This is a genomic window from Tractidigestivibacter sp. (assembly GCF_050946515.1).
GTDB lineage: Bacteria > Actinomycetota > Coriobacteriia > Coriobacteriales > Atopobiaceae > Tractidigestivibacter.
In genome coordinates this window covers 58,516-73,373 of record NZ_JBMNUX010000006.1, presented here as the reverse complement: position 1 = coordinate 73,373, position 14,858 = coordinate 58,516, and the positions used below count along the sequence as shown (strand labels likewise).

Below are 14,858 nucleotides of genomic sequence, written 5' to 3'. Positions count from 1 at the left end.
GTTGCGCCCGTTGGACTGGCAGTCCCAGCGAGGGAGCGAGCGGCCCCTAGCCGCGGCGGCGCGTCAGCCTCTTGAGCGCGGACTTCACGAAGCGCGCCTCGGGCATGTGCGTCGCAATGGCAAGGCCGTACGTCACGACAAGCGCGGGAATTCCGCCGAGCACGCAGTACAGTATCGACTGCAGGACGTGACCGCTGCAATCGCCTAGGTAGGCGTTGCAAAGCCATAGGATGAGGCCTCCCACGAGTCCGCCCACGACGCCGAGCGCGAGCGACTTCACAAACGACACGGCCACCGAGCGAAGCCCAAGGGGACCGAGCTTGTGCCTGATGCTGATGAAGTTCACGAGGTCGACGACCGCGAAGAACAAGCACGACGTGAACGCCACCCAGAAAAGCGAGGCGAGCTCTCCCAGTTGGTAGGGCGTGAAGAACGTGAGCAGCACGACCTGAAGAAGGGTGCCGATGCAGCTGGAGACCGCATAAAGCACCATCTGGCGCATCGACGAGCATATTTTCTGCTGATACATGCACGTTCCGTAGAACGGAAGGGCGAGCGCCAGGCCGCAGAGATACACGACGGTCATATAGAGCTGCTCCTCCGTGAACTTGCCTGCGGCGACAATGGAGGTGAGCGGCACGGAGAAGACGATCAAGAGGACGCTCATCGGCACCATGAAGAACAAGATCTCGGAGACGCCGCTCGAGATCTGGCGCTTATAGCTCGTCATGTCGTTATGCGCAAAGCTGTCGGAAAGCTCCGTGAACATGGCCGTCGTGATGGGCACCGCCAGGATCGCGTAGGGCAGCGTGTACCAAAGGCGCGCGTAGTAGGCCACCGATGCGCCCGAGACGGTGACGGAAAGGGCCGTGCTCTGCTGAAACGAGGTCTGGACGAACGAGGTGATCATGACGACCAGCGACGGGACGCCAATCGTGAGGGTGTCCTTCAAGTTGGGGTCATGCCAGTCAATGTGCCAGGTGAGGTGGATCCCGTGCTTCTTGAGCGATGGCATCTGTACGATGACCTGCACGGCGACGCCGAGCGGGTTGCCAATGGCGAGGATTACGGTGGCAAGGCCGGGGTTTACGTTGACAAGCGCGGCGTAAAGCAGAAACGACGCCGTGGTCACAAAGTTGTTGAATATCGAGGATGCCGTGCTCCAGAAGTAGTCCCTCTCGGCGTTGAGCACGCCCGAGAAGATCGACGAGAGCGAGTAGAGCACGACTTCGATCACGAAGAAGCGGAAGAGGTAGGTGGCAAAGCTCGAGTCGAACTCCTCGGTTGCCGAGAAGGACTGGGTCCAGATGAGCTGCGCCGCGAAAATGAAGCCGAGAACCGCGACGATGCCCATGAGCAGCACCACAATCGATACAAGATTTGACGTGTATCGACTTGCGCCCTTGGAACCTTCCTTGCGCTTGACCGACATGTAGACTGGCAAGAACGCGGTGACGAGCATTCCGCCGACGACGATTTCGTAGAGCTGGTTGGGCAGGTTGTTCGCAACCGAATAGCAGCTTGCGACCATTCCGGCGCCGAGCGCGAAGGACTGTCCCCACGTGCGGAAGAATCCCGTGATTCGGCTGACGATGACGAGGAAGCTCATCATTGCGGCCGAGCGACCGACCTGCGTCTCCTCTTGCGAGCCTCCGGAATTTTGCTGGTAAGGCTCATTGGGCTGCTGCTTGGCAGGTTGGTTGGCTTGGCCGGGCTGATTGATTTGCTCGGGTTGGATTGGCTCTTCGAGCTGCTCAGGCTGTTCAGGCTGCTCGACCTTAAAGTGCTTTTGCTTGACGCTCACCTCGTAGGTCCCTTCCGTTAGCAATCAATCTCTTGATTGTGCCACTCTGCCCCACAGCACGCACCAGCCCACCTCTCCCCCACACAAGAGCTTCAGCCGGTCTCCGCACCATTAACGCAAAATCCCTTCGACAGCGAGGAGCGACCGTTTCTTCGGCAGCCCCACACAATGCACGCCTGCCAGGTTCCGCGACTTCTGCGGCATCAGAGGTCGCGCAACCTGGCAGGTCGGGCATCAGAGGTCGCAGAACTTGGCAAAACGGGCATCAGAAGTCGCGCAAGTTGGCAGCGCCCAGCATCAGAAGTCGCGGAACTTGGCAGACGGGGTGGCGGGGGCAGCTGGGGCGGCGGGAGCAGACGGGGTGGCGGGGGCAGCGGTGGCGGGGACAGCTGGGGCGGCGCGCCCCATCGTGCAGGCATCAGAGGTCACAGGACCTGGCAAAAGTGGGCGGGCGCTGAAGCGCTAGCGGGTAATGTCAGCGAGCGTGGCGCCGGTGAACGAGACCAAGTCGTCGGGAGAAAGGCGCAGGGAAAGGCCTCGTCTGCCACCGGAGATGCCAATCTCGTCAAAGAGCTGCGCCGTCTCGTCAATCAGCGTAGGAAAGCGCTTCTTCATGCCAACGGGAGAGCAGCCGCCCCGGACATACCCTGTCGTTGCTTCAAGCTCCTTGGTGGGTAGCATCGAGAGGCTCTTCTCCCCTGCTGCCGCTGCGGCCTTTTTGAAGTCGAGCTCCTCGCCCACGGGAATGCAGCAGACCACGTGGTCGCCGGAGGGCGACACGGTAACGAGCGTCTTGAACGTTGAGTCAGGGTCCTCCCCCGCCTCCTCGGCCATGCGCATCCCAAGACCTCGTGAAAGGTCTTCCTCCTGAAGTTCCCTGCACCGGTAGGAGACACCCGCGGTGTCGAGCTCGCGCATCGCGTTTGTCTTTTGTATCTTTTCGCGCTTTGCCATGACGCCCCCTAAGCCTGCTCCTTCTCGGCTGCCATCCGCGCTCGGTCGCGCGCAAGGATCTTCGCCAAGAACTGGCCCGTATAGCTTTCGGGCACCTTTGCGACCTCCTCGGGCGTGCCGTACGCGACCACGGATCCGCCCGCGTTTCCGCCCTCGGGACCAAGGTCGAGCACGCGGTCGGCCATTTTGATAACGTCGAGGTTGTGCTCGATTACCAGCACCGTGTTGCCTGCATCGACCAGGCGCTCGAGCACGTCGATCAGCTGGCGGACGTCCTCAAAGTGGAGTCCTGTGGTGGGCTCGTCCAAGATATAGAAAGTTTTTCCGGTCTGCTGTCGGTGAAGCTCCTTGGCGAGCTTGACGCGCTGAGTCTCGCCGCCAGAGAGCGTGGTTGCCGGCTGGCCCAGGTGAATGTAGCCAAGACCCACGTCGTAGAGCGTTTGCAGCTTGTTCTTTATGCGAGGAATATTCGCAAAGAACGCCAGCGCCTCGGAGACGGTCATGTCGAGCACGTCCGAGATGGACTTGCCGTGATAGGTGACCTCAAGCGTCTCGCGGTTGTACCGCTTGCCGTGGCAGACCTCGCAGGGAACGTAGACGTCGGGCAGGAAGTTCATTTCAATCTTTATCTGGCCATCGCCCTTGCATGCCTCGCAGCGGCCGCCGGGGACGTTGAACGAGAAGCGGCCGGGGCTGTATCCGCGCGCGCGGCTCTCGGGAGTGGATGCAAAAAGCGCGCGCAGGTCGTCCCAAAGCCCCACGTAGGTAGCGGGGTTCGAGCGCGGGGTGCGCCCGATGGGCGACTGGTCGATGTCGATGACCTTGTCGACCAGCTCGATGCCCTCAAGGCGCTTGTACGGGCCGACCGGGCGCTTGGAGCGGTGGACGGCATTGGTGAGCGCCGGCGCCAGCGTGTCGGTGACCAGGCTCGACTTGCCCGAGCCCGAGACGCCCGTGACCACGGTGAAGGTGCCAATCTCGATCTTCGCGGTGATGTTCTTGAGGTTGTTTGCGGATGCTCCGACGATCTTTATGCACCCACGCTTGGGGTTTCGGCGCTCCTCGGGAAGGCGAATCTGCCGCCGGCCGGTGAGATAGGCGCCGGTGATCGAGTCGGGGTTGGCGGCAATCTGCGCAGGAGTGCCTTGGGCAACCACGTGACCGCCCAGCTCGCCGGCGCCGGGCCCCATGTCAATAACGTAATCAGCCGCAAGGATAGTGTCCTCGTCGTGCTCGACCACGATCACGGTGTTGCCCATGTCGCGCAGGTTCTTGAGGGTCGCTATCAGGCGGTCGTTGTCACGCTGATGAAGGCCGATCGAGGGCTCGTCCAGAATGTAGAGCACGCCCATGAGGCCCGAGCCGATCTGCGTGGCAAGGCGGATGCGCTGGGCCTCGCCGCCGGAAAGCGTCGCCGCCGCACGAGACAGCGTGAGGTAGTCGAGCCCCACGTTGACCAGAAAGCGCAGGCGCGCGCGAATCTCCTTGACGATGGGACCCGCGATGACAAGCTGGCGGTCCGTAAGCTCGAGGTTGTCAAAGAACTCGAGGCACTCGCGGCAGGACATGTCGCAGACTTGGTTGATGTTCTTGTCGCCCACAGTGACGGCCAGGATCTCAGGCTTCAGGCGCGCGCCATGGCAGGTTGGGCATGGCACTTCGCGAATGTAGCGCTCGAGGTGCGTCTTCATCGTCTCCGACGTCGTCTCTTGGTACTTCTCGAAGAGGATCTTCCGCACGCCCGGGAACGTGGTGGACCAATGGGTGTCGCGACCGTCGCGCGTATGGTAGTCAACGCGCACCTTGGTGGTCCCAAGGCCGTCGAGAAGCGCGCTCTGCGTCTTCTTGGGAAGGTCCTTCCAGGGAGTCTGGTCAGAGGAGCCCATGTGCTTGCAAACTGCCGAGAGAATCTGCGGGTAGTAGTTTGAGTGGCCGAAGAGCGATCCAAAGACGCCGTCCGCCACGGAAAGCGACGGGTCATCGATCAGCGCCTCGGCGTCGACCACCTTTCTGACGCCCAGTCCGTCGCAGTCGGGGCAGGCGCCGTACGGGGCGTTGAACGAGAAGTCGCGCGGCTGCAGGTCGTCGATCGAGTGGCCATGGATGGGGCATGCCAGCGCAAGCGAGTACTGGAGAAGCTCGCCGGGCATGGCCTCGGGGTCGTCGCGGTCGGGCAGCAGGTAGACGCCGACCTTGCCATCGGCGAGCTTGGTCGCCTGCTCGACCGCCTCGGCAATTCTGCCCAGGGAGTTCTCGCGAATCACGATTCTGTCGACAACGACCTCGACCGTGTGCTTGAGCTTCTTCTCGAGCCTGATGTCCTCGTCCAGCTGGCGGACCTCGCCGTCGATGCGCACGCGCGAGAAGCCTTCCTTTCGAAGGTCCTCGAAGAGCTTCGTGTACTCCCCCTTGCGGCCCAAGACCACGGGGGCAAGCACGAGCGCGCGACGCCCCTGACCCGCGGCAAGCACCTTGTCCGCCACCTGGTCGGTGGTCTGGCGCTCGATCACGCGACCGCACTCGGGGCAGTGCGGGATGCCCACGCGAGCAAACAGAAGGCGCAGGTAGTCATAGATCTCTGTGACCGTGCCCACCGTGGAGCGCGGGTTTCGGCTGGTCGTCTTCTGGTCTATGGAGACGGCCGGCGAAAGCCCGTCGATGCTGTCAAGGTCGGGCTTGTCCATCTGCCCCAAGAACTGGCGCGCATAGCTTGAGAGGCTCTCGACGTAGCGGCGCTGGCCTTCGGCGTAGATGGTGTCAAAGGCCAGGCTTGACTTGCCTGAGCCGGAAAGCCCCGTGATCACGACAAGCTTGTCGCGCGGAATGTCGACGTCGACGTTCTGCAAGTTGTGCTCGCGAGCGCCGCGGATAACGATTGAATCGGATGCCATGGCTTCCCTTCTTGCAAAGTTCAACAGCATCCAAGTCTAGCTGAGCTGAAGATGGCCGCTCGCTTGGGCGACGCAACGTTGCGAGACTTTCACACCGAACACATGTTTGCTTCTGCGATGTCGCCGGCTCGCCATAAGAAGATGGGCGACGCACCAGGATGCGTCGCCCAGTGAGGGGAGGAGCGGTTGGCAAGCCTCGAGCTACTTTGCAGCCTCGACCTTCTCGACCTTCTCGGCCTTCTCGTCCTTGTCTTCCTTCTTGTCGGGCATTATCCAGAACTTGAGAAGCGGGAAGCTCACGATGACGGCGGCAAGGGTGTTGACAGCAGAGGCGACGGTGCCGGAAAGGCCGGCGTCCCAGCCGAAGGTGGTCTGGCAGAAGCCAGTCACGTAGCTGGGCAGGATAAGGTTGACCACAACGATAAGGATGGCGAGCAGGGCATACTTCCAGGCGGCGTCCTTGAAGGACGTGTCGGAGTCAAAGACCCAGAACATCTGGACGAAGAAGTTGACGACCTGGGCGAGAACCTCGGCAATCAGGAACGTGATGAAGCCGCCCAGGTAGTTGGAGCCGGGCGTGGTGTAGTCAAACAGCCAGAACTTGAACGGCGTGTTCAGCTGCATGCTGTTGATGAAGATGGCCGTCCCGATCCAGGTGCACACAAAGCGCGTGATGGTGGAGATGTTTGACAGGACGTTGAACTTGATGAACTGCCAGAGCGTCTTGTGCTCCTCGGTCCAAGACTTGAAACTCATGCGCGTTCCTTCCTTCCCAGTTGGAGCCTTACCTGAGGCTGCTTCGGAACTTGATTACTTCTTTGATACAAGTGACGCTGCGGTACCCACGAGAGAAGCTCTCGTTATTTCTTGCTATGCCTCCTTGAGCTTGGAAGACATTCCATTGCTGCGAACAAGGTTGATGATGAACTCGATAAGGATTGGAGCGAGGAACCACAAGAACCACGTAAGGATGAAGCCCTCGCCAGTTGCATACTTGATGGCAGCGGAGGGGATGATGCCCACAAGGCCCCACCACTTTATCTCACGCACCAAAGCGTCGACCATTCCCATCGAGACCATGCCATTTGTCATCTTTGCAAGCGCCCGGAGCGGCATGTTCCAGATGAAGAGGACGTTGAGGTTAGGCGTGCCGGAAGCGTCGGACGAGCGCTTGATGGCCGCGAGCACGCACCACACTATCCAGAAGATTGGCGAGCGGCCATGGTTGAGGTCGCGGAAGCACATGTTGCGGTCGATCTTAGTGGCCGTCGGCGGGATGGGATGGCCGAGAAGGGCCTCAAACTGCTTGTCGCTCACGTGCTGCACGTGTCCGGTCTCGTATGAGGCGAGCGTCTCGCCCTCGTAGGGGTTGGGAGCGCCGGTTCCGGCGACCTTGATTGCGGTCTTCAGGCGAATGTCCTCGGAGGATGCGCCGACGCGCAGCTCATAGGTGCCGCCCTCGACCTCCCACGACGCGGTCTTCACGTTGAAGTAGCGGAAGGTCTTGTCGTCGAAGCCAATCGTGACCTCGCGGCTCTCGCCGGGCTGAAGCTCGACGCGAGCAAAGCCCTTGAGCTCCTGGGCAGGGCGGAACACCTTGTGATTGGGCAGCGCGACATAGAGCTGGCAGACCTCGGTGCCCGTGACCTCGCCGGTGTTGGTCAGCGTGAAGCTGACGCCCTCCTCGTTTGCACGCGGGTTAGCGTACTCGAACGTGGTGTAGGAAAGACCGTAGCCAAAGGGGTAGGCAACCTTGACGCCGGCGGTCTGGTAGTAGCGATAGCCCACATAGATGCCCTCGCGATACTCGGCCGTGCGCTCCTGCGACGGGAAGCGACCGGCCGTGGGGGTGTCGTCAAGCGCGCGCGGCCAGGTCTCGGTGAGCTTGCCGGACGGATTGACGGCGCCGGTCACGATGTCGAGCGCAGCTCCGGCTCCAGCCTGGCCGCCCAGCGCAAGGTAGAGAACCGCTCGGGCGTCCACGACCCAGTCCGTCTCGACGCAGGAGCCGGCGGCCAGAAGCACCACGACGTTGGGGTTCACTCCCGCGACGGCGTGCAGCAGCTCGACCTGGTTCTGGTTCAGGCGCATGTTCTGGCGGTCGGCGCCCTCGGACTCGGCGATCTCGTCGAGCGCAAGGCACATCAGCACAACGTCGGCCCGGCGGGCAAGGTCAAGGGCGGCGTCGCGCTTCGAGGCGTTTTCGCCACCGTGACGCTCGAAGCCCGGCTCGTAGCCGACCAGCGTAAGGTCAGTCTGGCCGATAAGGCCAAGCACGCTGTCGACCTTGGTGCAGTTGACCTGGGAAGACCCCGCGCCCTGGTAGCGAGGCTCCTTGGCGAAGTCGCCGATGAGCGCGACCTTGGTGCCTTTGGCAAGCGGCAGCGCGTTGTTCTCGTTCTTGAGAAGAACGGCGCCTTCTGCCGCGGCAGCGCGAGCGATGGCGTGGTGGCCCTCGACGTCAAACTCCTTGGGCGCCGACTCGACGGCCCTGTGAGTAGAAAGCACGAGCTCAAGGGCGTCGTCCACGCAAGCGTTGAGGTCTTCTTCGGAGAGCTTGCCGGCCTTCACGGCATCGCGCAGGATGCAGGCGGAGTCCATGCCGGGCGCAGGCATCTCGAAGTCCGAGCCAGCGCGGACTCCAGCAACGTGATCGTTCGATCCGCCCCAGTCGGTGACGACCGCCCCGTCAAAGCCCCACTCGTCACGCAGGATGTCCTTCAGAAGGTGCTCGTTCTCGTTTGCGTAGGTGCCGTTGACCTGGTTGTAGGAGCTCATAATCGCCTTCGGCGCGGCTTCCTTCACCACGGTCTCAAAGCCGGTTAGATAGATCTCGCGCATCGTGCGCTCGTCAATCACGGAGTCTGACGCCTGGCGGCGGGTCTCCTGGCTGTTGACGGCAAAGTGCTTGGGGCAGGCAGCAACGCCGTTTGACTGGATTCCGCGAACGTAGGCGGCTGCCATCTTGCCAGCAAGGTAGGGGTCCTCGGAGAAGTACTCGAAGTTGCGACCGCAAAGCGGAGAGCGCTTGATGCAGAGACCAGGACCCAGCACGGTGCCAACGCCCTGCACGCGAGCCTCGTTGCCAAGGACCTCGCCAAGCTTCTCGGCCATCTTCTCGTCCCAGCTGTTGGCAACAGTCACGGCCGTGGGGAGGCAGGTTGCCGGCTCGGCGGGGTTGATTCCCAAGTGATCGGCGGCGCCGGCCTGATGGCGCATGCCGTTAGGGCCGTCGGAGAAGGACATCTCGGGGATTCCCAGACGCTTTGACCCCCACGAGCCAAACGTCGTAGCGCCCTGAAGCAGGGCGCACTTCTCCTCAAGCGTCATCTTGCTGATGATGTCTTCGTGCTTCATCGGTCAGATCCCGTCCCTTCCATGGCCCCGTGCTTGGGCGCAGGCGCCCGGCATAAGGCTTCTTTTCTTCTAGCTGAAACTGTACGACCGGCAGCCAGCTCAGCGAGGCACTTGGCACATTTGGTTGCCCTCATGCCACGAATGGTCAACCTCGAGCCCAAGCGAGACAAAGTATTCCGGACAAATCGAAAGGCATGGTCTGAGCTTGATCCGCAACTGAACTGTAGAGTATGGCCAAATAGTCGCCTTCTCCACAAATGGGCGCAACCTGTCAAAAGTGCGGCGCAGAATGCAAGCCGCTGCGGCAGCCGCGCCAGCTCGCTCTCGCCTCGCTTCGCTTACCATAAGCAAAGGGAAATCGGAAAGGAATGGGATGTATCGCATTCTGATGGTAGAGGACGACGAGGCGGAGGCCGACTCATTGCGCCACAGCCTTGAACGCTATGCTCGCGAGAACAAACTTGAGTTCCAGATAACTTGGACCCGTACAGCGCTGGACATCTCTACCGACAGCACCAAATACGACCTGATCTTCATGGACATTGGGCTTCCTGGTATCAATGGCATGGAGGCGGCAACGCTCATCCGCACCTATGACCCCGAGACGCCTATCATTTTTGTAACCAATCTCGCGCAGTACGCCGTGCGTGGCTACGAGGTGGACGCGCTTGACTTCGTGCTGAAGCCCGTCTCGTATTACAACTTCAAGATGCGCATGGACAAGGCAATGCGCGTCATCAAGCGCAGCGCCGGAAAGAGCATCGTGGTGAGCGCCCATGACGGGCTTCGAGTAATCCTGACATCCGAGCTCGTTGCTGTCGAGATCTCTAACCACAGCCTCGTATACCACCTGGCGGGAGACGAGGACCCCATCGTCGTGAGGGGAAGCCTCTCGAAGGTCGAGGACGAGCTCGTCGACGCGCCGTTCGTGCGCATCTCAAACAGCTGCCTTCTCAACATGGCATACGTGCGCACCGTCAAGGGATCCGAGGTCCACACCACGACAGGCGACGTCTACTACTTCAGCCGCTCGAAACGGCATGCTGCCATAGACAAGATTGCCAAGTATCTCGGCGGGAGCATTTGATGCCAGCGAACGCCGACTTCTCTGAGTCGCTTTTCACGCTGGCGCAGTTCGTCTGCGCCATGCTTCTCGTGACGTGGTCGCTCCCCCGCCGCGGGCGCTTCGCGACAAGGATTGCCGTCGTCATTGCGGCGGCCCTCGCCTTGACCGCCCTTTCCGCTTGGGTGGGATTTGTCGCGCATCCGCAGCTCATGGAGCTGCCGGCAAGGTCCCTGACAGAGCTTCTGTTCTTCTCGGCAGTGCTCTTTCTATCCGCAGCTGCCCTCTATGCGCTTTACGACGTGGACGGCTGGGCGGCAGTTGCCCTTGCTACCGCAGGCTACACGATAGAAAACCTCGCAAGCAGCGTCATCGGGCTTGTTGCGCTGCTCCTTGGCAGGGTCGGCGAGAGCGAGTGGACCGGGGAGTTTTTTGTAGCCGCGCTCTTGATGACCGTCGGAATCTACGCCATCTTCTACGTGCTCGTGGCGCGGCCGCTTTCGCGCCTTGCAACAGCAGGCATCGAGAACCGGGCGATGGTTGCGGGAATCTCCGCCCTGCTTTTGGCTCTCATTGCGTTTGACATCGTAAACAAGGCGCTCCCCTCTCTTGGCGTGGCCCTCTTTGACTGCCTGGTTCTGCGCGCGGTCCATGGCATCTGCTGCGTCTACCTTCTGTGCTGCGAGTATGAGCTGTTCTACAACGTGTCTCTCAAGACGTACATCGCGACCCTTGACCGGGCGCGCGCCGACGAGGCGAAAAGCTATGCCATATCGCAGGCCAGCGCGAGCGCAATCAACGTAAAGATGCATGATATCCGCCACCGCCTGCACGACCTTGACGCGCTTGGCTTCGTGGGGCCTGACGAGCTCCGGGACCTCATGGAGAGCCTGAACATCTACGACTCGAGCTACGTCACCGGAAACGACGCTCTCGACACGGTGCTCACCGAGAAGGGGCTCGTCTGCGAGCAGCACGACATTGCGCTTGGCTGCGTTGCCGATGGCGGCGCGCTTGACTTCATGGAGCCCGCTGACGTCTACTCGCTCTTTGGCGACGCAATCGACAACGCCATCGAGGCCGTGCAGAAGCTCAGGTCGATCGACCATCGCGTTATTGACGTGACCGTCAAGCGCGTTGGCGGGATGGTCGTCGCGCACGTTGAGAACTATTACGAAAGCAATCCCGCAATCGATCGGCGCATTAGGCGAGGGGACAAGACCGTTGGCCGAGGCTACGGCATGCGTCACATGCGTGCCATCGCCGAGCGCTACGGGGGGTCGGTCACCACGAGCGTCGAGGGCGACCTCTTTCGCCTGGATGCAATCCTCCCGATACCGGAAGGGGTGCCGAACGTCAACGTGCCCGGCAATGGAGCCGGGGCATCCGTGGAAGACGGCGCGCGGCAAGCAAAAGGGGGCGCGCGATGAGCCAGAGCGTCTATGCAGCCTTTACGAGCGCGTCATATCTCCTGTCCATCACCATCACCGTTCAGCTTTGCCTCGCCGCGCTGATGTTCGAGGCCGTATTGCCTCGGCGCTCTCGCTTCGTGCTCCGCTTTGCGCTCTGCGCTGCGGCAATCGGCGCAGTTTCGTTCTTCCTCTACAGAAACTTGATGGTGCAGTCGGTATTCAAGCCCCGGTCCGTTTCATTGCTGCTCGAGGGGCTCGACTTTGTGGTCATCCTTGCCATGATGGTTGGGATGACGCTCGTCTGCAGCCACGTCTCGCTCTGGACGGCCATCTTCTGTTCGACTGCAGCCTATACCATCCAAAATCTGGCAAGCTCGCTTACCTACTACTGCTTCATGATTCTTGAGGGCACCGGGACGAGCATGGCAAGCCCGCTCTTCATTCCGCTGAACATCCTAGGGGTTGTAGTCGTCTATCCCATCTGCGCTTATCTCTTTGGAGGACCCATCCGCCGCGGTGGACTGGTTGAAATCGAAGACCGAAAGATGCTCTTAATGTTCGCGCTGGTCATCCTCATTGCCATCTTCTTCGATATTGAGAACAAGACGCTCTACACAAACGGGCTGGCACTCCCTCTTGTCTTGGTGCTTCGCCTGGTGCATGACATCGTGTGCGTGACGGCTCTGGCCATGCAATTCGAGATGCTCTACACGCGCTCGCTTGAAACCAATGTCGCCACCCTCAAGCGCATTGGCGATGACCAGAAGCGCAACTATCGCCTGGTGCGGCAGAGCATCAATGCTGTGAATGCTCGTCTGGAATCGCTTCGCAAGCAGGTAAGCGACGCCATAGCCGACGGCGGCGCGGACGCCGCAACCGTCGACAGGCTCGTGAGCGCAACTCGGCTTCCAGGCGTTCGCGTAAAGACTGGGAATGAGGCCCTTGACGCGCTTCTGCTTCTAAAGGGCCTCGTCTGCGAGCAAGAGGGCGTCACGCTCTCGAGCGTCGCCGACGGCGGAGCCCTCTCGTTTATGAGCGAAGAGGACGTGTACTCGCTGATAGGCAATGCAATCGACAATGCGCTCGACGCAGTCACCAAGGTAAAAGACCCCGAAAAGCATGCCATCGGCCTGGTTGTTCGCAGGTCAGGCGACCTGGCAAGCATCAATGTGGAGAACTATTACACGGGAGACGTCCATATGATTGACGGTCTTCCCCAAACAACAGCCGAAGACCCCAAGGGCCACGGCCTGGGAACGCGCTCGATGCGCGACGTTGCCGAGCGCTATGGCGGAACCGTCACCTTTAGTACGGACGGCGACATCTTCCATATGAACGCGCTCATTCCGATTCCGGAATAGGAGCCCATTAGGCGCAGTGCAAGCCAAAGCCATGATTGATCTGCGCTGAACTGCGCTTAGTTACACAAATTGTTTGATTTCTGCACCGAAGTCGCCTTAGTTACAATGGGCTTGCAGGGTCCATCCAGTAGCAGCGAGTTGGTCGGTACCATATCTTGTGGCAGTGACTTTGCTCTACAGCAATATCTAGACTCGCTACTTTTGTCTTCCCTAAACCTCAGTGTGAATAAGGAGGTTTCGGTGCAAAAAGCTCTAGAAATGTGTAACTAGGGGAACTTTGGCGCATTCAAAGTCGCAAACAGCGCCAACTCGTGCCCGAGAGACCTCGCCGAATGCCGCAAACGATCCCGCGGGGCGTAAACTCCGCGGGGCTTTACAAACAACCCGCCAAGCACCCCTGTTTGATTGGCGTCTATGATGGTGGGCGTGTGTCACGATCAACCGAGGAGGCTCCATGCCCTGCACTACCATCCTGATTGGCAAAAAGGCCAGCTACGATGGGTCAACCATCATTGCGAGAAACGAGGACTCCAGCAACGGCGAGTTCTGCCCCAAGCGTTTTGTGAGCGTTGACCCCGCCGGCCGCAGCAGCTACACCAGCGTCATCTCGCACTTGACGATTCCCCTACCGGAAAGCGAGGGCGTTCGTTACACCGCCGTCCCCAACGCCGACCTCAAGGAAGGGCTCTGGGAAGAGGCAGGCGTATCCGCACGTGGCGTTGCCATGAGCGCCACCGAGACGATTACCTCGAACGAGCGCGTCTTGGGCGCTGACCCCATGGTCGTCTATCGTCCCGCAAAGGGAAAGCCCGGCGAGGACGGCTACGAGCCCGAGCAGCCTGGCGGAATCGGCGAGGAAGACATGGTCACGCTCGTTCTTCCCTATATGACTTCCGCTCGCGACGGTGTGCGCCGCATGGGAGAGCTGCTTGAACGCTATGGCACCTACGAGATGAACGCCATCGCTTTCTCTGACCCCGACGAGATCTGGTGGATGGAGACGATTGGCGGCCACCACTGGATTGCCCGTCGCGTGCCAGACAACTGCTATGTCACGATGCCCAACCAGCTAGGCATCGACGAGTTTGACCTGTCCGACGCCGCGGGCGAGCAGATCAAGTACATGTGCTCCGCCGACCTTGGGGAGTTCATGGCCGCCCATCACCTCGACCTGACCCTCGACGGTCACGCCAAGCGCTTTAACCCGCGCGAGGCCTTCGGCAGCCATTCCGACGAGGACCATGTCTACAACACCCCTCGCGCCTGGGCCATGCAGCGCTTCTTGAACCCGCACGCCGAGGACTGGGACAATCCCCGCTCTGACATGAGCCCGTTTTCGGACGAGCTCCCTTGGGCACGCATCCCCGAGCGCAAGCTGACCATCGAGGACGTCAAGTACGTACTGTCGCTTCACTACCAGGGCACTCCATACGACCCCTACGGCAAGGGCGGGGACCCAGCGCTTCGAGGCTCGCTTCGCCCAATCGGCATCAACCGCAACTCGCAGCTTTCCGTGCTGCAGCTGCGTCCCTACGGCGCCGAGGCAGGAAGGGCTCTCCAATGGATCAGCTTCGGCTCCAACGCCTTCAACGCTATCGTCCCCTTCTATGCAAACGTGGACGATACCCCCGCCTACCTGCGCGACACCAACCCCAAGCAGGTCTCGACCGACAGCTTCTACTGGGCGAACCGCCTCATTGCTGCCATGGCGGACGCCGATTTTGCCGACTGTGCCGGCGCAATCGAGGCCTACCAGCTTGAGCTTGGTTCGCTCGGGCACAAGATCGTCTCCGAAACCGACGCCAAGCTTGCAGGTGAAGGCCTTACCGGCAAGAATGCGACGGCAGTGCTCGAGGCGGCAAACCAGCGCATGGCCGACCTCGCGCGCGAGAAGACCGACGAGCTGTTGGGCAAGGTTCTCTACGTTCGCAGCATGTCCATGAAGAACCACTTCTCTCGCTCCGACGCGTAAGGCCGGCCCAGCGTGAAAACCCTGTCGTGCCAGGCGGCGTAAAG

At 60.8% G+C, this 14,858-nt stretch carries 9 protein-coding genes; 4 read left to right on the top strand and 5 right to left on the bottom strand.

The window, feature by feature from the left end:
* Positions 1-46: 46 nt before the first annotated feature.
* From ACOYJL_RS05225 to ACOYJL_RS05205, 5 genes are all read right to left on the bottom strand, one after another.
* Complete coding sequence (locus ACOYJL_RS05225; protein WP_433569168.1) at positions 47-1,804, bottom strand: lipid II flippase MurJ; 1,758 nt, start codon at positions 1,802-1,804, stop codon at positions 47-49.
* 462 nt (positions 1,805-2,266) lie between these two features.
* Positions 2,267-2,758 carry a Cys-tRNA(Pro) deacylase gene (ybaK, locus tag ACOYJL_RS05220; RefSeq protein WP_433569167.1) on the bottom strand — a complete coding sequence of 164 codons (492 nt, stop codon included), beginning with the start codon at positions 2,756-2,758 and terminating at the stop codon, positions 2,267-2,269.
* Between the two features lie 8 nt (positions 2,759-2,766).
* Positions 2,767-5,649: an excinuclease ABC subunit UvrA gene (gene uvrA, locus ACOYJL_RS05215; RefSeq protein ID WP_433569166.1), complete on the bottom strand. Its 2,883-nt coding sequence runs from the start codon at positions 5,647-5,649 to the stop codon at positions 2,767-2,769.
* Positions 5,650-5,850: 201 nt separating this feature from the next.
* Entirely contained in the window at positions 5,851-6,405 is a 555-nt protein-coding gene (locus tag ACOYJL_RS05210) for a PTS cellobiose transporter subunit IIC (RefSeq protein WP_433569165.1), read from the bottom strand.
* A 114-nt stretch (positions 6,406-6,519) separates the two neighbouring features.
* Positions 6,520-9,006, bottom strand: coding sequence for a glycoside hydrolase family 3 C-terminal domain-containing protein (locus ACOYJL_RS05205; RefSeq protein WP_433569164.1), 2,487 nt, complete (start codon positions 9,004-9,006; stop codon positions 6,520-6,522).
* A 373-nt stretch (positions 9,007-9,379) separates the two neighbouring features.
* Here ACOYJL_RS05205 and ACOYJL_RS05200 point away from each other — a divergent pair, with 373 nt between their 5' ends.
* From ACOYJL_RS05200 to ACOYJL_RS05185, 4 genes are all read left to right on the top strand, one after another.
* On the top strand, positions 9,380-10,093 hold the full coding sequence (locus tag ACOYJL_RS05200) for a LytR/AlgR family response regulator transcription factor (RefSeq protein WP_433569163.1): 714 nt from the start codon (positions 9,380-9,382) through the stop codon (positions 10,091-10,093).
* On the top strand, positions 10,093-11,499 hold the full coding sequence (locus ACOYJL_RS05195; RefSeq protein ID WP_433569162.1) for a GHKL domain-containing protein: 1,407 nt from the start codon (positions 10,093-10,095) through the stop codon (positions 11,497-11,499). The genes ACOYJL_RS05200 and ACOYJL_RS05195 overlap by 1 nt, the downstream gene beginning before the upstream one ends.
* Entirely contained in the window at positions 11,496-12,842 is a 1,347-nt protein-coding gene (locus ACOYJL_RS05190) for an ATP-binding protein (protein WP_433569161.1), read from the top strand. Before ACOYJL_RS05195 ends, ACOYJL_RS05190 begins: the two co-directional genes overlap by 4 nt.
* A 454-nt stretch (positions 12,843-13,296) precedes the next feature.
* Positions 13,297-14,814: a C69 family dipeptidase gene (locus ACOYJL_RS05185; RefSeq protein ID WP_433569160.1), complete on the top strand. Its 1,518-nt coding sequence runs from the start codon at positions 13,297-13,299 to the stop codon at positions 14,812-14,814.
* The last annotated feature ends 44 nt before the right edge of the window (positions 14,815-14,858 follow it).